Source organism: Carboxydothermus islandicus (genome assembly GCF_001950325.1).
Classification (GTDB): domain Bacteria; phylum Bacillota; class Z-2901; order Carboxydothermales; family Carboxydothermaceae; genus Carboxydothermus; species Carboxydothermus islandicus.
The window spans coordinates 147550-171942 of record NZ_BDJL01000001.1 but is presented as its reverse complement, the minus strand read 5'-3'; the positions used below and the strand labels follow the sequence as shown (position 1 = coordinate 171942).

The following is a 24393-nucleotide window of genomic DNA, read 5'->3' as shown; positions in this document are numbered from 1 at the left end:
CGCCGGCTTCCTTCAGATTCCACCTCGCGATGGACACCCTTGCCTTAAGCTAACGGCTACTACTACCTTCGCCGTTCAGGACTTTCACCTTATAGGCAACACCCATGCCGGGCGCACAGATTAAAAAAGCGCCGGCGTTCTTGCCGGCGCTTTATTTTCCTGAAAACCATCTGGTTATTCCCTGGGCTAAGGCCGCTGCCGCTTTAGTCCGGTATTCCGGGGTAGAAAGTTTCTTTTCTTCTTCGGCATTGGATAAAAACCCTACTTCCACCAAAGCCGACGGCATTTCCGTATACTTAATTACGTAAAAGCCCTGGTTGGTATAAATACCCTTATTTTTACTACCCAGAACCTCATTAAGAGAGCCCATAAGAACATCGGCTAAGGCTTTTTCTAAGACTTGATTGCTCGGGTCCGGATAATAATAGACTTGAGTTCCGTTAGCCGAGTAATATTCCGGTGAGCTTACGCTATTCTGGTGGATACTTAAAAATAAATCGGCAGATAGACCGTTAGCGTATGCCACCCGTTCACTTAAAGTGGGGTAAGTATCTCCGGTTCTGGTCATATAAACAGTTGCTCCAACCGCTTCTAAATACCCTCTAAGTTTAAGCGCAATATCTAAATTTACATCCTTTTCTTTAATCCCATAGACCTTTCCTATCGTACCGGGGTCGCTACCGCCGTGCCCCGGATCCAGGACAATCTTTTTCCCTAAAAGCACTGATTCCGGGAGAATTCTTACATTGTATCCCCCATCAATTTTCTCCACGGTAAAGTTCAGCGGGACAAAGCCGGCTAAATTTACCACTACATTTCCATTTTCCGTAGCCGCCGTTAAACTTTTTACCGGAAAACTTAAATCAGGAGCAGTAACATTATCGATTTGCCCATTTTCTAAAATAATTTTGGCCGTCAGTTTATCGTCACTTAAAGTATAAGTAAGATTGGCCGTAGTAGTTATTTGCCAGGTCAAAGAAGCGGGTGCCGTTTCAACTTTAATCTGCACCGGATGAACCGGCTCTACCGGAGTATCGCTAAAATTTGCTTTTTCCGCCCAGCCAATCTCCCGGCCAGCGAGAGCTAAGCGATACCAGCCGTCTTTTTCCTCTAAAACCCCAAAGCTCTTTTCCCCGGAAATCGTCGCTTTAACTCCGGTAGAAAACCCCGCACCGTTAAAAATATTTACGGGGTCAATCATTGGATATACCGTTTTAATAATCCTAAGCGTATCTCCACGGCTGGTTTCTGCCACATAAGGAACTAAATACGCTTTTGCTACCCAGCCGGTAGTACTCCCTGCTTTAATCTTCATCCAGTCCCCGGAAACCAGCAGTCCTTCTACCTTTGTCCCCTGCGGCAGGGTCTTTATCACGCTATAAACTGTACCCGGACCGGAACGAAGATTTAAGCTGGTAGCTTTTACTGCATAGACTCCGGAAACCGTCTGAATAGAAGTATTTGTATTAGTACTGCTCTGCGGAAGTGCAGGGGTTGTCCCCCGGGAAGTTTCGGTAACCTTAATATAAGTTTTTACAACCCACCCGGCAATATTTCCAGCTTTAATGTAATACCAGCCGTTTTGTTCCTTATAAATTTCCACCCGCGTGTTTTTGGTTAATTTACCGGCTATCGCCGCCGAAGTGCCCGGGGTTTTCCGGACGTTTAAAGTGGTAGCCGTCACAATCCCGGTGCGTGAAGCCTCCGTTCCCCGGCTGCTCGCCACCCCCGAACTTATGTATTTCCCTAAAACATAGCCATAACCGGTTTTGTACCGGATTTTATACCAATCACCCGTTTTCCCCACAAGCTCAACTTTTTGTCCTTTGGTTAATACCCCGATCTTTGCATAATTAATTCCCGGACCGGAACGAACATTTAAGGTGGAAGCCGTTACCACTCCGTAACTTGCGGCCAATACTGGCAGGCGGAACCCAAAAAATATGGAGAAAAGGAACACCAAGAGTAATACCAGAGCATGTCCGCGAACGATTCCCCGATAACCCTTTCTCACACTCACACCCGCCTTTTTCCATTAATTTATAAAATCTTGTAAATATTATAACATTGTCTTAACAATCTGTCGAATAAGGAGAAGCTTAAATATGCTTAAATTCGAAGATTACCGCCAATAACCTGCTGGAATCGGCTTTATACGACCTTTTTGCAGTAATTTACTGTTTTTTCCATATTTCACTAAAAAATAAAGCGCACCCACGTGCGCCTTAATTAATTTTCACTAAAAGTTATCGAATGCAACATTTCCGCTTCGTAATAGGCTTCCGCCGAATTATCTTCTATATGCCTTGGTAGAGGTGCTTCCTTCAAGAAATAATCATAAATTATCCCGTGATTTTCCTGGTCATCCCAGGTCACATCCACATCCAGCCACTTACCGTTAACGTAAACCCGGTTCCAGGCATGGGGGTCACCATCACCGGTACCGATTACTATTCTCGTTGGTATTCCTGCCGCCCGGGCTATAGCTGCAAAGAGTCGGCTGTAGTCCTGGCATACTCCGGTTCCACTGGCCAGAGCTTCGGAAGCTTTTTTCTGCGGAACTATTCCCCGATAATAACTATTCCAGTCGTAAGTTAAAGCCTTTACCACATAATCATGGATAGCTTTAACCCTGGAAAGGTCGTCGGTAAGATCTTTTGTCAATTCATAAGCAATATGTCTTATCGTTTCATTGTCGCTGTCCACAAAGCCAGAAGGCAAAAGATCTCCCTTATCGGTAATGCCGCTTACATTAATTTTAACAACCTTTTCGATATACACTCTTCCCATACTGGCCTGACGGTAAAAGAGAAGATAATAGCTGCCGCTTCCATAGCGGAAGTAAAGTTTTTCCCCGCTTATTGTGGAACCGGAAAACTCCTTAATGGCATATATTTTATCTATGCCCTTCGGCTTAAATCCAAAATCAGCACTCATTCCGGAAGGAATTCCGGTAATTTCCACCGGTTGTATTTCTTCTCCGGGCTTTAAAGCTAAGTTATAAGTGTTAATCTCCGGATAAGCCAAAAGGGCACTATAATCAAACTTCAGTCCTGAATTTAAATTAACGGCTGCATCGGTAACCTCACGGCTAATTTTTATTGTTTTGGTGGAAACATTACCAAAACTATCCCTTGCTTTAATGGTAAAGGTGTTAATCCCCGGGTTTAAGGTAACTTTTATTGACGTTTGATAAGAATAAACCGGGGTTGACAATAAATTATGGCCGCCTATTTCCAGCCTTACTACCCTGGAAGGATCTTTAACGGAAATTTTTATTTCGGCAGTGCTTCCCTTTACCGAATTCGGGGCAGATACCGAAAGCTCCGGAGGAGTTCTGTCAACGTAGGTAATATAAAATTTCTTTACCGTATATTTCCCCCGCCGGTCTACTACTTTAACAACGATTAAGTTACTACCTTTATTTAAGCTTACCTTTACCGTTTTAACTACATTTTTAGTCCCGGGAAGAGCATAATTATTATTATTTACCGTTAAATACTTTAAAGGATAAGGTCCCGAAGCTTTAGCGGTAATAACCGCCGCAGGTGAATAAACAACTTTCGGCGCAGAAATTTTAAGGGTTGGGGTGTCACCGGCATAAGTTACGCCATTAAATATTACCATAAAGGTTAAAACAAGTAGCAACAGGAATCCTAATCTTTTTCTCACCGCCAAACCCTCCTTTCTTATTTATTTTTTTCTATAAAATATTATAATCTTTTCGTCAAATTTCGGCAAAAGCAATATCCGGTAAAAAAAAACGCAGGCCAAAGCCTGCAAAAGCATTCCTTAATTAATTATCTTAGTACCTTAACTCCACCGGCGGATTTAAAATTAACTCGGGGTAAATAAAGCTTTGCATAAAGCGATGGCTTCTTAAAACTGCTCCGGTATCACCATCTATCTGGTAGGTATACGGCATATAGCGGTCTATATCCAGATTGTTTATATGGCAGACGCCGCAAATCGACTTTTTCGAAATCTTCAGCCGGCTCCCATTGCCATGCATATTATGACAGGTATTGCAAGCTACACTGCTCCCCATCTTGCTCTGCAGATAATCGTTGTACTCCATCTGGTGGTACCGGACCGTGCCGTCAGGGTAAAAGAGGCCCGGATTTGCAATAGTTTCGTAGCCATTTATTTGACTACCATCTCTGGTATAAAGGTAAATCTTATCCAGTAAACTCTGGCCCGGAACAAAGTTTATCAGGTAGTTAACACCCTCCGGTGTCTCCCCTCTACTATGGCAACTGCCGCAAAGGTCGTTTTGCCGCAAAAGGGAAAGCCGCAGCGGGTTTACGATGTTTAACGAAGACGGATTTTTCACGTGATTTTCACCGGGACCGTGGCACTTTTCGCAGCCCACGCCCATTTCCACGTACCGGGCAGCCGCACTATTCGTATTCCCATCCCAGCCAGTAACGTGGCAGGCAAAACATTCGGTAACTTCGGTCCTGGTATTATAAGAAATCCAGCCGTAACGCTGTAAGTCTACCAGACCAAACCGGGCTTTATCGCCGAAAGTTAAATACTGCTTGGTACCGTCCGGATAAACATAAGCTTGCTTTTTCTTAAAACCTATAACGTAGCTTACCTCCCAGGGCATAAGGCCATTTTTAAACATTGAGCTTTCGTTCCAGGTTTTTAAAGCCCCGGGTAAAATATTTGTAATAGTATAGGTGATTTCCAGAATCGTATTATTTTTCAAAGTCACCGTAACTTTTTGACCGGCTCTTCCCAGAGCATTCTGGCTAAGCCAGGCTTTATAAAAGTTTTCGTCATAAACCACCTCAAAAACCCCGGTCTCCTTGTGGTATACCACCGTTACCGTTAAATCAAAACTGCTCCAGCCTTCTTTGGCATGGCACTCCAGGCACCTATCACTGCCAACGTATTTCTGCCCTAAAGTAAATACGCCATCTTTAAGGTATGTTACCTGCAAAATTGTTTGCCCGGTATTGGCAAGGTAGCCTTCTCCCGCACTTCCCTTCTGGTGGCAAACTTCGCACACCGCCATATTGGGTGCCCGCTTTAAGGCTGATGATCCGGCAATTTCTTTTAAGTCATTATAGGTAAAGCCTGCCCAGTATTTTTTGGCCTCGTTATTATAAACATTACCAATTAAAGTTTTCTCCCAGAAAGTTCGATTAGTTCCGTGAGCATAATGGCAGGTTTCACAGGTGGCCACTTCCTGCCCATTTTCTTTCTTTTCATAGGTCAAATTAGCAGTAGAAAGGACACCTTTAAAATCCTCAACTTTAAACCCAACCTGATGGCGGTAAGCTTCGGTATAGGTGCCGGTTAACCTGCTCCCTGCACCGGTATTTTGGGCTATATCACTCTGCTCGTTATTATAATCGGTATGACAGGCTCCACAGAAACGGTTTAACCCATCCACATGCTGGATTGTTTCATCGGCCTGCAGGTAGTTACTTATTTTCATTTTTACCACTAAGGCCGGATAGAAATCCGCCGTAACCGTACCCGCAACCGGCTGGCTAAATTTAATTACAGTGTAACCTCCGGTACTGTCAAGAGTATAGTCTCTTCCTTCAACTTTTAGTTCACCATTAACTTTAACCCTTGTACCTTTAAGATAAGGATAGCTCCTAAGCCACTGGTATCTCTGTCCATCGGCAGCTACATAACCCCCTACTGCCCCGCTGTAGATATATTGGATATTTGTTTTGTAGTTTAGTAAAGCATAGTTATTGACATTGGGGTTTAAGATCCGGGCATTACCCGCAAGGCCGTGAGGATTATGGCATGAAGTACAGCCAAACTCTAAATCCCAGGCCAGAACCTTACCAAAATCCGGAGTATCGTTTTCTTCAAAAAATCCTGTGATGTTCCCGCCGGGAGCAGCAAAAATATTTACCGCTCCGATTACATTGTGGTTGGACAGGTCCTCTTCCGTTCCAGTACCAAAGGCCCCGCCGTAGGTAGGATGGCCGGTAGTCCCTATCTCACCGGCAACCACATTGTAAGTGGTGGAAACGGTTCCATCGTGACACGCCATGCAGGTATCATATACCGAAAACCACTGCAACAAAGTTTTGCCCACCGCTGTATGGGTCCGGTGGCAGGAAGCGCAGGCATCGGTATTTTTCGTATAGTTACTGTGAATGCGGTAATTTTCCGGATGCCGTTCGTTGGGTAAGTAAATTTCGTTCCAGTAGCGGGTACCATTATCTACCACCAATTTCTTGTAAGTTGGTGGTGGCATCGGCTTATCGCCGGAAGTTTCAATTGTTCCCAAAATGGTGTACTGGCTAAAGTGGGTTACTTCTGCCGTTACCGTATGATTTTGCTTGTCTACAATGCTATCAAGTTTTTCCCATTGCCCCTTTTCAGGATTAAAATAATATATGGCCAGGCTATCTTCATTGATACCAATGACCTTTTCCGGCTGATAGGCAATGGTCAACTTTACCGGCTGTGCAGGCTGACTGGTTACATTAATGTCGTAGATGGGAACGATATATCTTAGTTCGGCCGAAAGGGGAACTATTTCATCGGGGTATTCCAAAATTAGGACTTTAATGACCTCCAGCGGAGTAAAGGCTCCGGAAATCCCTGATAATTTAAGCTTTCCTGCATCAAAGGAAATTTTATCATCACTACCCATTACGTAAGTTTCATCTTTACGGTCAAAAATCACCACTTCTTTAATGTAAAAACTTCCAAACTCAACTTTTTCCGCAAAAACTACCTTCGGCCAGGAAATTACCGGTGAAAGCAGGGGATTACTTGACCTGTAAAGTTCAACCTTTCCTTTACTGCCCGAATAAAAGTTTAAATAATACCTCTCCTCCCGGTACTCGACAAAAACAATTCCTCTCTCGCTAACTTCAAAACGCGCTGGTCCAATAAAACTTAACTTTATTTCTTCCTTCCCGGAACTGGGTTCCAGGCAAACCACCTCGTTGACATAGGCCGACGTATCCAGATAGTAAAGGTACCCTCCACTAAATTGAGGATATATTTGCTCACCGCTTTGCAGTCTTAAGCTCCGGTAACTCCCGGTATTAATATCTATTGCTCCCAGGTCATATTGTCCGTAATTATCAAAGCTTAAATATATTTCCTTTTCGCCCAGGGCTATGGAATGAATATCAGTAAATTTCTGCTCAAAATTAAGTTTTTGGCCGTTTTCAAGGTTATATATACTAATACTACAGGTATGATCGGCATTTTCTTTTACGTAGGCCACTTTACCGTCCTTTATATCCACGTGAACTTTATCCAGGTAAGCTTTATCCCCGACCGTATCAATTAACAGTTCTCTATCTTTATCTACAAGATATAATTTTCCTGGCTGTCCATAAACCTTTCTTATCACCGCTAATTTTTCTGTTTCCCCGTCAAAAGCAAAGTTTACCACTTCACCGGAAGATATGGAGTTTTGCAAAAGGTCTATAAGTATTCGCTCTCCAAAACGGTTATCGGTAGCAATAATCCCTTCTTTTCCGGCAGTAAGAACTTTTTCTGTGAGATTTCCTGTAAAATCAAACCGGTGGAAATAACCGAGAATCTTTACTAATTCCTTATCCCCTTTAAGAATTTTTTGGTAATAAACGGTCTTTTCGCAACTTTTTTCCTTTCCACTAAAATCACGCAGGATATAAGTGATCTTATGCTCCCCTTCCCGCTCAAAAGCCTCCCGGGGTACGAAAACCGCTTCATTGTCCCCTTGAAAAGATAAGAAAGCTTTTTCCCCATCAACCAGCACTTCCAGCTCTGCAAGGGTCTTTTTTCCGTAATAAACTACTTTAATAAGGGGCTGGTCAAAGCTTGTGTAATCATTGGGACTAACTATAACCGGTAATACGGGATCAAAGTAGACGTTATAACTTACCTTAGCAAAATTTCCCGCCAAATCATAAGCTTCAATATCCACCGTATTTTTCCCGGTAGAAAACTCATCATGGAAAATTTCAAAAATATTTTTCTCTTTCTTTTGGTAAGAACACGGTACTCCGTTTAAGTAAAACTTAAGTTTATTTTCATCCAGGCCGGCAATACTATCATAAACCTTAAACCATAAGGTAAGTAAGGAATTTTTGGTAACACCACCATCCAAATTATAAATATCTTCAATAACCGGCGAAACCGGGTCATAAATATAGCTGATAACTGTTTCGGATAAATTACTTGCTTTATCGTACCCCAGAACCTTAATATTCCCCCGTTCGCCAGGAAGAGGTCGTCCTGGAGCTCCCCCCTTAAGGGTAACTGTTTGTTCAACTCTGTTACCATTTATTACAGGTAAGTAAGGAACTTCATCAACAAATAGATTAATTCCATTTGTGCTAACACCGGAAAAATTATCATAAACGTTAAAAACTATTGTGGGATGAGCAGTATTAAGATAACAGTTTAAAACCGAAGGGTAGATAAATTCTGCCCAGATCCCATCAAAATCAAAGGGAGCTTCTTTTAAGTAAATATCAGTAGAACCGTAAAAAGGTGGAAAAATATCATCAATTTTTCCCGCAAAATAGTTTAAGTTATTTTTGAAGAAAATGTCGGAAACATCGAGGGGATCAATAAGGGTTATATTTCTTGATTTTTTATAAAAACTAAATAGATAGGTGTTATTTAATAATAAGTAATCATCAAAGCGCAAAGCCCCGGCCCCATTGGGCTTCTCTACCAAAAACAGGGGAAAGGAGCTATTCCAGGAATAATTCGTTTGACTAATAATCTTACTGGTGCCCCCGGCTAATAACTTCTTTCCGGGCACCCAGTTATAGTTTAAACTGGTTTCCAGGGAAGCCGCTTGAATCTCAAAGCCAATATTGGCCCCTTCTCCCTGGGAGGTTAATAAGGAAATCCTGGCATAGTTTAAAGTTTTCCCGGAATCCAGAGGAATTTCGGTATAAAAGAAATGTCCATTATAAAGGTCGTTTGCCTCCTGGCGGGTTAAGAAAGAAAACTGCCGGGGTAGGTCAGTACTATGCCGGCAGGCTCCGGCTTTCTCCGGATTCTCATAATCCCACTCCGCCGTATTTACCCCCGCAACAAAATCCACCGTCTGAGCCGTTCCATCGGTGTAATAAACCGTAAACCTCGCAACCGTTGTACCGTTGGGCAGTGAAAATGCCCCAACCAAATTGTGCAATAAATATAGTTTGCTTCCCTGTAAACCACTTAAATTTATATAATCGTTTAAACGTTCCATTTTCCCCTGGAAATACTGTATTTGTTTGACGTTAGCTAAGCTTCTATCAGTTATAAGGTCAAACTTATTTCCACTGGAAATCAATTTTTTTATTCTAAAGGGAATATTGTCAAAATAAAAAAGTTCTCCAGTACCGATGTTAAGAAACTTTTTCTCCCTTGGTCCCGCAATAAGCGGTTTAAAGCTAAACTCCGGAGCTTTTTCCAGGGTTACACCGGTCAAATATAAATTCACATTGGGGTCATTATAGGTATAGAGAATTTCCACTTTTGACACAGGTTTTAAGCTGGTAGAAACAGTGGTTAAATACATCCTTTTTTCGGTAAAATTATTTCCATCAACCACCAAATCCCACCAGAAATTGGGTACCACTTTTCGCTGTTCATCCCTTTGTTTATCTACAAGATAATTTCCGGTATTTTCTCCGGCAATTAAATCCTTTGCTGTAAAAGTACCGTCGGTATAATAAACTCTGAGCTCTCCAACCTTGGTAGAGGTAGGTATCAGCTCACCGTTGTATAATGCGGTCATAAAATGGACGGCAGCGGCAATTTGTCCCTTTAAGTTTACCGTTTGCACCGGTTGTGTTGAACTGGCTTTATAGCTATTCGTCGTAAAGTCCCTACAAAAGTAAAACGGTATGTAGTTAAAATTATAACGAAAATCACTGCTAACCCGGTACATAAAATCGTTAAACCCCGGTAACTGAATAGGTTCATAAGATGGTGACTCTCTAAAAACAAGGTTAACCGGATCGGAAGAATAGGTATCGGTCCAGATATTATAATAGCGTACTGTTACATAGTTAACCCCCTCCACCAGCAGGTCAGAAATATCCAGTGGACCCACTTTGCGCGGTGGCCCATGGACATCAATACCATCTCCCCTGGGAGAGCTTGAGTCAAAATATTTGCACGCCCAGGTATTATCTTTGGGATGAAACACTCTAACTTCGATAACATCATCTACAGTAAATCCCTCGTACCCAAAACTATCTTTACTTAAAACAACATCCTTTTTGGTATCTTTGTCATAAATCAGGTAAAATTCTTTATACAGGAATGTGAAAAAGAGCGCATACGCACCACCCATTGTGCTGCTAATAGAAAAATACTTTTGATCCGGATATTTACTGTAAATAATATTTTTCTGCGGCCCGGTGTACGTAACACCATTATAAATTGCTGTTACGGTAAAAGGATTATACCAGTAATAAAAATTACTTATTTCCGCACTTCCAAAAGCAATGCCATTATTTTGATTTACTGTTACAAGATTAATGCCGTCTAAACTTAAGGTACCATTTCCGGGGTAAGATTCAAAATTTATGTACGTACGGGTATTGTTATCCTCATCTTTTATTTCGGTAAAATCCTTCACCAAAAAATAATTCCAGTCAGAAGCCTCAACATTGGGTTCGATAGTTAACGAATCAATATTTATGCCAAGGTTCTGGGATTCCCGGTCAATTGAATCGTACTTTACCCATAACTCAATTGCTTTAATCCGCCGATTATGTAAATTTAAACTTTCAAGTTCAATAGAATAATAATATTTCCTTGCTATATATGGACTACTGCTATCAATTGTAGTCTGCCATTCCATCCCAACTGGAGCCAGACCATGGGAAGGCGGTGGATCTTTAAGTCTATCGTAAGCCCACTCGGAAATATTTTCCCCTAAATTAATTTTGAATTCCCGGTAATTGTTTAAATTTGCAGGATCATTCGGGTCTTCAAAAATAATTCTAATTTTACCTATTTCCCGTTTTGAAAGATAACCCGACCATACCGAATACCACAAAAAGTGCAGCTTTTTGGCTTTTATGCCTCCTAAATACAGGGAATCGGAAAGCTTGTTCCCGATATTTCCCGCTTCCGCCAGGTAAGTATTTAAAAGAGGATAATTAGTGTTAAACTGGCTGATAAAAGGGATTCCCTGCTGTGAAGTTACGTAATTATTTCCCTGACCAAAATAAATATACCTTACAGTACTCCGGGCAAAAGTTTGTTGATTTAATCCAAAAAGTAAAAGGATAAGAAAAATTAATGACGTTAGAAATAGTTTTACCTTAAATTCCTTCAAAATGATCTCCCTCCACCGCATTTAGATAAAATATATCTCATTTCACCATTTTCCAATATTTCCAGTCTTTTCTCTATTCTGCATAATTTTTCTTTTTCCTTCTACTTAAAGTTATAAAATTATTTTATATAAACAGCATTTGATTAAGTTTTCATCGTTGGTCTAAAAACTTTTAATAATTTTTAATAAATTGACAATGGTAAGAATTTACCTTACAATTAAGCTATCAATTGTATACAAAATTCTTAAAAAGGAGGGTTTTCATGTTAAAATTGCAGAAGCTCCGTTTTCTGGCAACAGTGCTGGTCCTGGCTCTAATCTTTAGTTTTGTAAGCCCAGGACTATCCGTTACCTTTGCCAGCACGCCAAAAACGGTAGATTTGCTGGAAGTCACCGACTTCCACGGCTATTTAAAGTATGACACAACTTTAAACGGCCAGCCATTAGAGCAGAAAATCGCTGCGGTCTTGGCTAAAAAGCTAAAAGACATTAAAGCTTCCAACCCCAACACCGTCATCCTCGCCGGTGGTGATATGTTCCAGGGAACCCCCATTTCCAATGTCCTCAGGGGCAAGCCGGTAGTTGAGTTTATGAACAACGTCGGCTTTGACGCCATGACCCTGGGCAACCACGAATTTGACTGGGGGTTAGACGCGATAATTGATTACAGCACCAACACTATTAAAGGAGCAAAATTCCCCCTTTTAGCCGCCAATATCGTTTATAAGGCCGATAATACCCGTCCTCCCTTTTTCAAACCTTACACCATCATTGACAAAAACGGCATTAAAATAGGAGTAATCGGCCTCGTTTCCACCGAGTTTCCTACAGTAATCATGCCAGCCTACATAGAACCTTTTAAAATATTAGACCCAGTAGCAACGGCTAACGCTTTAATCCCGGAAGTAAAAGCTGCTGGAGCCGATATCGTCGTCATCCTGGCTCACATTGGTGCCTATGATTCCACTCTCACCAAAGCTGACAGCAAAGATAACGAATTAATCTATCTCGCCAAAAACGTCACCGGCGCCGATGTAATTTTCGGTGGCCATACCCATACCATTATCGCCGGCAAAGTAAACGGTATCCCGGTAGCGGTAGCCCAGAACAACGGCAAAGGCTTTGCCCGGGTAACCCTTACTTTAGACGAAAATAACAAAATAATCGACAGCACCGTTAGTTTTGTAAGTATTGTCAACGATTACAACACCCCGACGCCGGTAATTGACCCGGAAGTAGATGCTATCGTGGAAGCCGCCAAGGCAGAAGTTGGCCCCATGTTTTCCGAGATAATCGGTAGAGCAGCTCTTGACCTTACCCGTACCCAGAGTGCCAGCCCCTACGGCGACTCGCTTTTGGGTAACTGGGCCGCCGATGTTACCCGGAAAAAAGTAGGGGCCCAGATTGGTTTTGCCAATAACGGCGGGCTTAGAACAGACTTAAAAGCAGGCAACATTACCGTGGGAGATATCTTTACTTTAATGCCCTTTGACAACACTATCTATAAACTGCAAATGAAAGGTTCCACCATTAAAAAAGTTCTGGAACAAGCGGTCATGGATGGGGGCAAAGGTATTCAGGTAGCCGGACTTAAATTTGAATATCTGCCTACTCTTCCCAGCATGAGCCGGGTCACCAAGGTTACTCTGGAAGACGGCACACCCCTTGACGATAATGCTGTTTACACCGTTGCTACTAACAGCTTTATGGCCACCGGCGGCGATAACTTCACCGCCTTTAAGGAAGCTGTTTCCGCCGAAGATACCTTTATCCTGGTCCGGGATGCTTTTATGGACGACATTCGCACCAAAGGTACCATTACCTCACAGATCGACAACCGCATTAAACCGGCAACCGATATTTATAAAATTTCCATTTTAGCTACCTCGGATTTGCACGGAAATATTTTCCCGCTGGATTACTACCAAAATATACCTTACGACCAGGGATTAGCTAAAGTTTATACTTATGTCAAACAAGTGCGGGCCCAGAATCCGGTAATTTTGGTGGACAACGGCGATACCATTCAGGGAACACCCTTAAACTATTATTTCAATATGATCGATACCGAATCGGAATATCCCATGATGAAAGCCATGGGCTATATGGGCTATGATGCCTGGACCCTGGGCAACCACGAGTTTAACTTCGGATTAAACACCTTAAACCGCATTATTTTGGATGCTACCAATGAAGGAATCGCAGTCTTATCGGCCAATATCGTCTGGGCCAAAGACGGACGGACTTATGTCCGCCCCTATATCATTAAACCGGTTACCACCCCCTTTGGTACAGTAAAAGTGGGTATTCTTGGCCTTACTACCAAGACGATTCCCAACTGGGAAAACCCGGCTAACTACAAAGGCCTGGAATTTAAAGACCCGGTTGAAACCGCCAAGTACTGGATACCCAGGATGAAAGCCCAGGGAGCCGATTACATTATCGTCACCTTCCACTCCGGGGAAGAATCGGCTACCGATGTCATCCCGGAAAACCAGGTTAAAGCTTTGGCTACCAGTGTCGATGGTATCAACGCCATTGTCGCCGGTCACACCCACCGGAATATCAGCATGAATATTTACACCAGCCCCTCGGGTAACAGGGTAATTGTTACTCAGCCCGACCGCTGGGGTCGCTATGTTTCCCATATTGACCTTGTTTTTGTTAAAGACAGCAATGGAAACTATAAATTTGCCGGCACCACTTCCAAAACCGTAAAGATGGACGCCAACTACCCTGCCGACCAGGAACTTTTAGCCGTAATGCAGCCCTATCAGGATAAGGTCTTAGCTTACACCGGCACCAAGATTGGTACTGCTGCCGGCGATTTCCTGGCTACCGGCATCACCACCCAGGATACGGCTTTAATGGACCTGGTCAATGAAGTACAGCGGTATTATGCCAAGGCAGACCTTTCCATCGCCGCACCGCTAAGCACCACTGCTAAGATTTACAAAGGGGATATTACCATTCAAAACATTATGTCGCTCTATATCTATGAAAACTTCCTCTATGGCATCAAGATGACCGGAAAGCAGTTAAAAGACTGGCTGGAATGGTCCGCCCGTTATTACAAGCAGGTAACAAGTCCTACCGATCCGGTAGTCAAAGACCCGGTTTACAATATCCCGGACTACAACTTGGACATGCTCCACGGCGCTACCTATGTCATTGACCTTACCGCTCCGGTGGGCCAAAGAATTAAAAATCTTAAAGTTAACGGCAAACTCGTAAAAGACACCGATGTCTTTAAAGTTGCCATCAACAACTACCGATTCAATGGCGGCGGAGGTTTCATGGCGGCAGCCGGTATCAGCAACACCGACCCCAGCATAGTTTACTTTGATTCCGCCAGGGAAATGGGCGATGACGGACAAATTAGAAGCTTAATCATTCGCTATATCCAGGAAAAAGGCACGATCACTCCCAAAGTCGATAACAACTGGCGAATTTCTACCACACCGGTAGAACAGGAAAAAGATGTCGAAATCAAACCGACACCTACCCCGGCACCGGCACCCCAGTACGCGGTGGTAATAAACTTAAGGGCAAACGTCAAAGCCAATCCTTCCGCCTCTGCCCCTACCGTAGCGGTAGTTAGCGGCGGCAGCAGGTATCAAATCGTAGTTAAAGATGGTTCCTGGTACAAAGTAAAAGTAGGCTCCATCTTTGGCTACATTAACGCCAAAGATGTTCTGGTAACCACCCAGCCCGAGAAAATCGTGGTTTATAAAAAAGTAAAAGTGACCTCCAAATCCGGCGCCTATATCCGGGATAAAGCAGTAGACGGCAAAGTCATCGCCACCGTCCGTTATGGTACCACTTTGGAAGTTATAGGTTTTGCCGGGAACCGCTACAAAGTAAAATACGGCAACAAAACCGGCTACATCTGGGAAAAACTTGTAAGTTAAACGCTAAAAATATTAACGCCTCTGGTCAGAGCAAAGACCAGAGGCGTTTTTGTTAAACCTCCTACGGTTTAATTTTTTTACCAATTTAAATTTTCCCGAAAATATGGTAGGATTATCTTAAAAGCAAAAGGGGAGTGCTGATAATATGTCCGAGGCCCTTCTTCAAGAAATTAAAACCCAGGTAAATCAAATTTCAACGATGTTAGCGGAGCTAATTCATATGGTCGGCCGCAACAACGGAGCTATTGAAGAACTAAGAAGCGATGTCAATGAACTGCGAAGTGAAGTAAAGGAACTAAAAAATGAAGTCAACGAAATAAAAAAGAAAATCACTACCATGGAAAAAGATATTGCGGATATCAAGGCTACCGTTCAGGACCATACCGAAAAACTTGAATTTGCCATGTTTAAGCTAATCAATCACGAAGAACAGCTTTTTGCCCTGAAATGGGCAAAATATAAGTAAAAAAGCAAACCCCTTGGTAAATACTCCAGACCAAGGGCATTTTAGCTAAAGACTTCTTAGGTTTCGCCAATTTCTTTTAAAGTTTGTTCTTTAATTTCGGCAAGCTCCTTTTCTACTCCACTTTTTAAGACCGCAACTACTTCCGGGTCAAACTGGGTCTTACTATTTCTCCTTATTTCTTCTAAAGCAAAGGAAAAATCCCGCCCTTTCCGGTAAATCCGGTCGGACGTAATTGCCTCCAGGCTATCCGCCACCGAACAAATCCTGGCTAAAAAAGGAATCTCCTCCCCTTTTAAGCCATGAGGATATCCTTAGCCATCGTAGCGCTCATGGTGGTAACGGACAATTTCCCGCACCTCCATCGCCACATCCATCTCCTTCACTACCTGGTACCCGTACTCCGGGTGTAAACGCATCACCAGCCATTCTTCCCCGGTTAAGCTTCCCGGCTTAAGCAGGATCATATCCCGAATGCCAACCTTGCCCACATCGTGAAATATTCCGCCGGTTCGTAAATACTCAATCCCTTCCTTATCTACCCCCAGTTTTTCTCCCAGGTAAACCGCATACCTGGTAACCAGCTGGGAATGAAAAGCGGTATAATGGTCTTTTTTCTCCAATAAACTAACCACCACTTTAAGCGACTTTTCCTGCGCACTTTTTAGCAAACAGTAAAATTCCGTTTCCTGGTTTTTTTTATAAGCCGCGATAATTTTCTTCGCCAAATTTTCCGCAAATTTAGCTGCACGGTAATAAAAATCCTCGGGAAATTTTAAAGAAGTCGGAAAAGTTACCACCAGAACCCCTATTTTATAGCTAGTAAATATCACCGGATACAAAACCGCACTCTCTATACCGCATTTATTCCAGATCTCCACAAACGGCCCCAGGATGCCTGGGTCTTTAAAGGGCAAGATTCTTATCTTCTCTTCCCGGTAACAGGTGGGGATAGGTAATCTTCCGGCAAAAGAATAGGAAGTTTTGGGCAGCGACAGACGGGCAAACTCTTCAATTTTTTCCCCAACGCCCGCAATTACTTTAAAAACTCCCAGGGTATTGGGAACTACTAAAGCTACAAAAAGCGGCTCAAGCCAGCGGTAAATTTCTTTCAGGCTTTCTTCGATTACCTCCCGGGAATTGGTTAATAATTCAGCATTGATAATTTCTTTGGGTTCCTTTTCTACCGGTTCATAAATTAACTCCTCAATCAACCGTTTTAAATAAAAAACCGCCGGCAATATTTTATTTACTTTTTCCCGGGAATAATTAGAAAAAACAAATTCAATTATGGTTTCAGAAAAAAGGTCCAATTCGTTTAAAAATATAAATATATTCGCATTTCTCTGAATATGTATACTAATAATCTCCTGTAAAGCTTTAAGATTATTTTGCTCTTTAATGCCTTTTAAAAAAATAACTAATTTTTTTAGAGTTTCCTCAAAAAAAAATTCTCCAAAAGTAGCTTTAAGTTTTTGTTCAAAGCGCAACAGCAACTGTTTTTCAAAATTTTCATCCTTTAAAAGCTCAGAAAAAAACGGTACCGCCAGTTGATAAAGAATTTCCTTTTCCATGATTTTCACCTAAACCCTCGTTTAAATGTTATTTCGACACTTTTTATCTCTTCCTGCTAATAAGAACTATTTTCAAAAATAAAATTTTCCCCTCATTCTATAACTTGTATTTCCCTATTTCCTGATTTAGTTCCTCTACTACCCTGCCCAACTCCGTTATATTCGCTCCCACTTCTTCCACCATAGCGGTGGTTTCCTCAACGAATGAAGACGTTTCCACCGCTGTGTTCGCTAAATGGGTAGCCATATTTTGCATTTGCCCGGTTCTTTCGTTGATTATTTCCGCTCCATGCCTTAAATCTTTGGCTTTTTCCGAAAATTCCCGGTAGTTTTCGGCAGTTTGCCTGACCACTTCCCCGGCCTTGCTGGCGTCTTTGCCAACTTCCTGCAACTGCCGGTGTACGTTTAAAAGTTCCTCTTTTATCTCATTTGCCTTGTTTCTTGTGCTGTCGGCCAGTTTCTTGACTTCCTGCGCCACCACCGCAAACCCCCTGCCGGCTTCACCGGCTCTCGCCGCTTCAATGGCAGCATTTAGCGATAACAGGTTGGTTTGTTCGGCTATTTCGGTAATGAATTCGGCCACTTCCATTAAAGCGTTGCTGGTTTGAGCCGCTTTATTCACCTTGGCTATGAGTTCTTCGATCCTCTTAACGGTTTCCTCACTGGTTTGTCGCCCCTCTTCGGATTTTTCCTGAATATAGCCTGTTTCTTTAAGTGCCTGATTGACTAATACCGCCAGATTCTCGGCGGTTTCTTTCAACTGTTCGGCAATGCTGGTTACGTTGTTAACCAGTTCCGCTTCCCGGATTACGCCGGTATTGATTTGTTCCACCGCCCCCAGTATGCCTTCCATACTGCTGTTAAGTTTCTGGGTTTCCTGCTGCATTAACGATAATATGCTTTTATTTCTGCTAATCATGGTGTTGTAAGCCTTAACTAAATCGTCCAGTTCATCCCTGCCAAACGTAGCTTTTCTTTGAAAAGCGTCCGCGGTTAAATCCCCTGAACTGATTACATCACAGTATTTGGTTAGCCGTTTAACAGGTTCAAACAAGTCCTTGATAATTTGCCGGCTAAAAAAGATTGAAGCTCCCAGCATCGGAATAAACATGGCAACCATAAGCAGAAGTACGTTGTGGGTTGCTTTTTTGGCCGCATCGTGCAAAACTGCAAGGTTTCCGTGGCTACCAAACTGGTTAACGGCATTTACCAGTCCAAAAAAGATAACATACCCGAAAGCTATACCCACGAAGATGATGGCAAAAATACTGCCAAAGGCGATAAAATATTTTGTCTTTAAAGACAGGTAGATATCACGATTGTTCGTAATCGCCGTCAACTTTTATGCCTCCTTTAAGTCTTAAAGTATTCTCATTCTCTTAAATTGGCAAAATAAAGGAATATTTTCACAAAATAAATTGAAAAAAAAATACTTTTCTATTTAAAGTTTTTCGACAAAAATTAAACTTTTCCTGCAATACTTTTTAAAATTTTCGTTTTTATTAAAAAATTAATATCGTATTACCCATCCTATTAGCAAAGACCATAATTTTATACACCTTCACAGCTCTGCCACCTTAAATCCGCTTTAAATTGTTAAGAAATTATGGTAGGATTATACCAAAAGCATAAAGGTGCGATGAAAGATGCCCGACGACCGTCTGGATGAAATTAAAATCCAGATAAATCAAATGTCATCAATGTTAGCCGAACTTATTCATATGGTCGGCCGTACTAATGGCACTGTCGAAGAGCTGCGAAGCGATGTAAATGAATTGAGAAATGAAATGAATGAAATGAAAAAAGAAATAAATGAAATAAAAAAAGAAATGAATGAAATGAAAAATGAAATAAGCGGAATGAAAAATGAAATAAATGAAATGAAAAATGAAATGAGTGAAATGAAAAGTAAAATTACTACTATGGAAAAAGATATCGCTGAAATCAAGACCACCCTTCGGGAGCACACCGAAAAACTTGATTTTGCTATGTTTAAACTAATCAATCACGAGGAACAGCTCTTTGCCATAAAGCGAGCAAATTGGAAATAGACCAGCTTGTGAACAAACCTACTGGGTTTTTCTGGGGGAATAATAACCGGTTCTTTGTAAGTGATATCCTTTTTTGCGGAAAATAGCGTAAAGTTGTTAGGTTTTTGTTTGATAAACAAATTGTACCTACACACCGTTTATCCTCAAAATTTGATTTTTCTCCGTGTGCCCCAAAAGGTATAAAAAAGCAAAGGCAGGTATACGCATTATTGGTACTTTATCAGCAAAAGGCATTAACCCATAATCTTCAGATTTTTTGGTAATAATAAAAGAAGCAATTACATTTTCATTTGCAAGAGACTTAGATACAATGGCATCATCTTCTTTAATTGAAGCATTTTCACGATATTTTACTTCCACAAGAATCTTACCCTGAGGATGGTCAACAACTACATCAATTTCTTTTTCTTTACCTCCAGTTTGCCGGTAATAACCAACTTTAATATTTAAGCGATAATAAAATGCTGCCAAATGCTTATAAATGGCAGTTTCAACCATTATGCCCAATTCTTTTGGATCAGTTAATACGTTATCTAACATTAGAACAGCATTTCTAATTGCAGGGTCAGCAATATATATCTTTGGTCTGGCTTTTAGAATTTTTTTACCATCCAGACTTACCGGGTAACTTAGATAAATTAAGTTTGCCCTTTCAAGGTAGTGAAGGTAATTAGAAATGGTCACTGCGGGAGTGTTATCCAACTCTTTACTTATGGTAGCTATGTTAATTATATTGGAAGAATTAAAACATAAGTAAAGAAAAACCTTTTCTAAAACTACCGCATTCCTAATATTAAACAGTGATGGTATATCCCGTTTTAATACTTTATCAACTACATCTTCTCGTAGAATTCTTTGCGCGTAATAGTCATCTTTACTCAAAGCAAGTTCAGGAAAACCACCAACTATTAAATAGCGATGAAAATGTTTTTGTAAAGGAGCAAGACGATACATAAGGTCATGAAGTTCATAGGCTTTAAGTTTCTGTAAAACTAAAGGTGTAATTTCTGAATCCAATTGGGGAATTTCTTCCACATTAGTTATTTGGCAATATTCATAAAAAGATAAAGTAGGTACCTGAATAACACTCCAACGTCCAACTCCGCTTTCAGTCGCACCTTGCACCAAGACCGGGCTGGCCGAACCGGTCGCGACAACCCGCCAAGCAGGCTTAGTATCATAAAATACTTTAAGCCACTTGTCCCAATCCCCCGTGTATTGAATCTCATCCAGAAACAAATATGTTTCTTCACTTGGTGAAATATTGGTTTCATATATTTCAATAATTTCATTCATGTTACAAAATTTTAATAATGGATGATCAAAGGAAATGTAAATTATTTTTTTAGTATCTATCCCTTTTTGTAATAAGGTTTCTATCATTTGATAAAGGATTGTTGTTTTGCCAACACGTCTTGCTCCCGATAAAATCACAAATCTCCTCAAATCGGGATGTAAAAGCTGTTCCAATGCTTCATAATAGGCAAACCTTTTTATTGGTTTAATAAACTCTCGAGGTAGATTATTATTTCGCCACCAGGGATTGTAGGAATAAAGGATTTTAAGGATATTTTCAGGAGTCGCAATTGACAACATCTTCACCTCCTTTTTAAAAATTATAATCTATATTTTATATTTTTTCAAATAAAATCTAAAGTATACTTATAATTTTTTCTATATTTTTATTAAGTACACCTACTTTTTTAAAATGGTAAGCAGGGTTCAATAATAACCATTTTGAATTTAAAAGAGAAAAGAGGCTCCGGAATCCGGAAAATTTTGAAGCCAAGCAAAAAAGTGCCACTAAACCAATAATTTAAGCGGCACTTTTGGCTATATAAACCAGATAGTTATTTCATTGTTTTACTTTATACATTATTAGATCTACTTCATACCTGCCAAAAAGCTTTGCAGCCGGGGAATTTTCCTGGTTATTAATCTCAATACCATTTTTCACTAAAATCGTTAAAACTGCTTCTCGCCCCGTAAAAATACCAGTCAACAGTATATTTGCCATTATTGGGAGTTATATATTTTGCCGGTACCAAATTCTCGGCAGGCATTTGGTCAAGGTCCTCATACACCCTGAACCAAACATCAAAGGTTGGTGTTCCAAGATAATTGGAAAACTTTTCGGTTATTGTTCTTGCAAAATCGCTCATATCATTGTTAAAATCAGGACTTTCGAGATGATTTTGATAAATTGCTAAAAATTGCCGGTAATTAACAATAACGTCAATTCCATAATGAACTACGCCAGTATTATCTTCTGCCCAGGTACCGTTTTCATACCTAACCCGTCCAAGATTTATCGAACCAATTATTAAAGGATTTAAATAATCGTAATTCCCTTCATTTAAAGTTTTTACCAGCTCATTTATACCAGTTTGGTAGGCTTCATCACTAAAGACTTCCGCTAACGGAGCATTGACCACAAAAGCGGTATTCATATTCTTCACAACCGTATTATAGGGAATAGCAAAATTAAGTCCTTCGCTTCCAATAAGCTTCATGTTGATTATGCCTATTACTTCGCCTTTCATATTGAAAAGTGGCCCGCCGCTATTGCCCGGGTTAACAGGAGCAGTGATTTGCAGGTAAGGTTTGCCGTCTATTACCCGATTATTGCTGCTAACTATGCCGCTTGCCATACTCCAGCTTAAACCCTGGGGATTACCAATGGTAAAGACTTGTTCCCCCACCTCCGGAAGTTTGGTGGTTAACGCCACCGGTTTTAAATTTCGGGCATTGATTTTAATTATGGCCCAGTCATTTTCCGGATCATATCTTTCCAAACTGACAACTTCGTATTTTGTTCCATTGGCTAAAGTAACAAATGCTTGCTTTTCTCCTTTAATAACATGATAGCAGGTTAAAATCCGTCCGTCTGAAGAAATAATAAAGCCGCTTCCCAGGCCTGAACCGGTAGTGACCAAAACAGTACTATCCTTTAATTCTTTAAAAAGCTGGGTTAAAGTTTTAGGCTTAACCTGGATTTTTATGGATTTATAGGCTGCAGCTTTTTTGCTGTCGTAAACTTTTAGCTTAATTGTGAAATATGTATCACCGGTAACCTTAGGGGCTATCCAGGTAACTTTTGCCGCCCTGGTACTGCTGAACCTGCCTTTATCAGAGCTGCTACCAGTAGCCGTCCATTCATAATAAATTTTATCCTTATTTTTATCGTAGGCTTTAGCCGATAAGATAACGGTCTCGCCCGAAGTAACTACCGTTTTGCTGGCGGAAATAGTTAGTATTTGGGGTGGATAGTTTACTGTTTTAGCCAAAACTGGATGATTAAAAAGAACCAGACTTAATAAAAAAACAACGATAAATTTTCCCAGGGATTTCATTTTTACCCTCTCTTTCGTCGAGCTATCTTTATCTTTTTTATTCTCTAAAGTTAGAAAAATTCCTGCACCTTTTAAACAAAAAAGCCCAAGGACACCTTCCCGGGCAATTTTATACTCTAAGGTTGACTTAATTTGCGAACGCTTTAAAAATTCATCATTACTATAAATTAAAAGGTCAACCGGAACTTTAACTGCTGGGGCCATACATTTTAAAGAAAGCAGCTAAGCCAATGCCAAAGATATTTTATATAAATTAGAAAAGGATACCGGCAGCTTGAGGATGTGGTATTATGAACTACTGATTATACTGCTTGCTTTGCTCCTCTTCGTGCGCTTTGGATGCTTCAAAAACAACTTCCGGCTTAATAGAAACAAGAACTGTTCCCGTGGTAATAATATTTACTTATCATGAAATCGTTGCCAAAATTCTTCCCAGGGTAATCTTCTCTTTTTTTCCTGCATCCTTTTCCCAGCACTTCTTACTTCTTGTTTTGAGAGTATACCCCCTTCTATAAGTCTTTCTAAAAGCCAGATTGTGCCATATACTTCTATTTTTTCAGTTGTAGCAGCTTTTCCGGACTATCCATATATTGGCATCTGTAACCAAAATAATGTTAGATGACATCTATTCTTTTTTTCCTCCAGCCAAAAATTCTGAAATGGCTAATAATTCTTTTGCTTTAGTATCCGAAATTAACTCTTCTGCCAATGCCCGATAGACTAAACGTTCAAACCTACTGGGTTTTTCTGGGGGAATAATAACCGGTTCTTGTAAGTGATATCCCTTTTTGCGGAAAATCGCGTAAAGTTGTTGGGTTTTTGTTTCAGAGATTATACCTAAATCCCTTGCCCGATATATCCATGCTTGCATACTCAGGCAATATTTTTTCTTTAAAATACTAAGTTCTTCAAGACTGAGGAATCGCCGTTTATCACCCAGCTCCGCCCTTACTGCTGAGGCAGGGGCGAGGAAAGCTCCTGCAAATCGATTAGCTAACTTTTCTGTTTCAGAAGAATCGGACCAAAGTCCCATTACTAAATGGCCTAATTCATGGGCTATACTAAATCGCTGTCGGTCACCAGGAACTGATTTCGCTACGGCAATGACCGGTGTGCCATCCTCCATGCAAAAAGCTGCTGCATCAAATCCTTTCGCTCCATCTACAAGGCCTACTTTTACTCCCTTGTCTTCTAAAGTTTCTACAAGATTCTCTATTGGATCAAGACCCAAATTCCAAATTTGTCGTAATTTTTCCGCTGCCTGTTCTGCTTCTTCCGGCGTTCGAGCTGGAATCTCCGGTAGTTTATGACGAAATTTTTCTTGAGGAAATAGCTCCTCTAATTCTAGATACCTTTCCAGCCATTCCTCTATCTGAAACAAAATCATCCTCTCATTCTTGACTGTAAGACGTTTTTGCCTCCGATAAGCTGGTTTGAGCTTTCCTACTTGGATAGGACGAAAGAAATATTCCCAGGGAACTTCTAAAGCATTAGAAAGTTTGAGTAAAACATCGGAACTAGGTATATCTTGATTATTTTCGTATTTATGAATCGCTTGGTGGCTTAACCCAACAAGGTTGGCTAAAGTTCGCAAGCTGAAACCTTTAGCTTGACGGGCACGCTTTATTCGCTCACCAATAGCTGATTTAGTTTCTTGTTTTTTCATTTTAAACTCACCTCCTTGTGGTTTACATTTTAACATAAAATATTAGTTTTTGTAAACTTGCTTAATAACTTTTATGATTATTTTCTATAAGACTATCAAA

The 24393-nt window shown here is 40.9% G+C and carries 10 protein-coding genes and 1 pseudogene; 3 read left to right on the top strand and 8 right to left on the bottom strand.

Features of this window, described 5'->3' with window-relative positions:
• Positions 1-151 precede the first annotated feature (151 nt).
• From ciss_RS00920 to ciss_RS00910, 3 genes are all read right to left on the bottom strand, one after another.
• On the bottom strand, positions 152-2014 hold the full coding sequence (locus ciss_RS00920; protein ID WP_075864449.1) for an N-acetylmuramoyl-L-alanine amidase family protein: 1863 nt from the start codon (positions 2012-2014) through the stop codon (positions 152-154).
• A 215-nt stretch (positions 2015-2229) separates the two neighbouring features.
• Positions 2230-3672: a transglutaminase domain-containing protein gene (locus ciss_RS00915; RefSeq protein ID WP_075864448.1), complete on the bottom strand. Its 1443-nt coding sequence runs from the start codon at positions 3670-3672 to the stop codon at positions 2230-2232.
• A 133-nt stretch (positions 3673-3805) separates the two neighbouring features.
• Positions 3806-11275 (bottom strand): cytochrome c3 family protein, encoded by a 7470-nt coding sequence (locus tag ciss_RS00910; RefSeq protein ID WP_075864447.1) that lies wholly within the window; start codon positions 11273-11275, stop codon positions 3806-3808.
• 263 nt (positions 11276-11538) lie between these two features.
• Here ciss_RS00910 and ciss_RS00905 point away from each other — a divergent pair, with 263 nt between their 5' ends.
• Together ciss_RS00905 and ciss_RS00900 are read left to right on the top strand one after the other, a co-directional pair.
• Entirely contained in the window at positions 11539-15186 is a 3648-nt protein-coding gene (locus ciss_RS00905) for a 5'-nucleotidase C-terminal domain-containing protein (RefSeq protein WP_075864446.1), read from the top strand.
• Positions 15187-15331: 145 nt separating this feature from the next.
• Positions 15332-15652, top strand: a complete 321-nt coding sequence (locus ciss_RS00900; protein WP_075864445.1) for a hypothetical protein — start codon at positions 15332-15334, stop codon at positions 15650-15652.
• Between the two features lie 56 nt (positions 15653-15708).
• On the opposite strand, the pseudogene ciss_RS00890 reads toward ciss_RS00900, so the two are convergent.
• Both ciss_RS00890 and ciss_RS00885 read right to left on the bottom strand, forming a co-directional pair.
• Positions 15709-17223, bottom strand: a pseudogene (locus ciss_RS00890) (HD-GYP domain-containing protein).
• Positions 17224-17320: 97 nt separating this feature from the next.
• A complete protein-coding gene (locus ciss_RS00885) occupies positions 17321-18562 on the bottom strand; it encodes a methyl-accepting chemotaxis protein (protein ID WP_075864442.1) in 1242 nt (413 codons plus the stop codon).
• Between the two features lie 307 nt (positions 18563-18869).
• On the opposite strand from ciss_RS00885, the gene ciss_RS00880 reads away from it, so the two are divergent.
• The gene (locus ciss_RS00880; RefSeq protein ID WP_075864441.1) at positions 18870-19274 is read left to right on the top strand and encodes a coiled-coil domain-containing protein; all 405 of its coding nucleotides are present in this window, start codon (positions 18870-18872) and stop codon (positions 19272-19274) included.
• Positions 19275-19400: 126 nt separating this feature from the next.
• Here ciss_RS00880 and ciss_RS00875 read toward each other — a convergent pair whose 3' ends face one another.
• The 3 genes from ciss_RS00875 to ciss_RS00865 form a co-directional block, all read right to left on the bottom strand.
• Entirely contained in the window at positions 19401-20870 is a 1470-nt protein-coding gene (locus ciss_RS00875) for an ATP-binding protein (RefSeq protein ID WP_439951257.1), read from the bottom strand.
• 344 nt (positions 20871-21214) lie between these two features.
• A complete protein-coding gene (locus ciss_RS00870; RefSeq protein WP_075864439.1) occupies positions 21215-22831 on the bottom strand; it encodes a S1C family serine protease in 1617 nt (538 codons plus the stop codon).
• Between the two features lie 421 nt (positions 22832-23252).
• A complete protein-coding gene (locus ciss_RS00865) occupies positions 23253-24293 on the bottom strand; it encodes an XRE family transcriptional regulator (protein ID WP_075864438.1) in 1041 nt (346 codons plus the stop codon).
• Between the last annotated feature and the right edge of the window lie 100 nt (positions 24294-24393).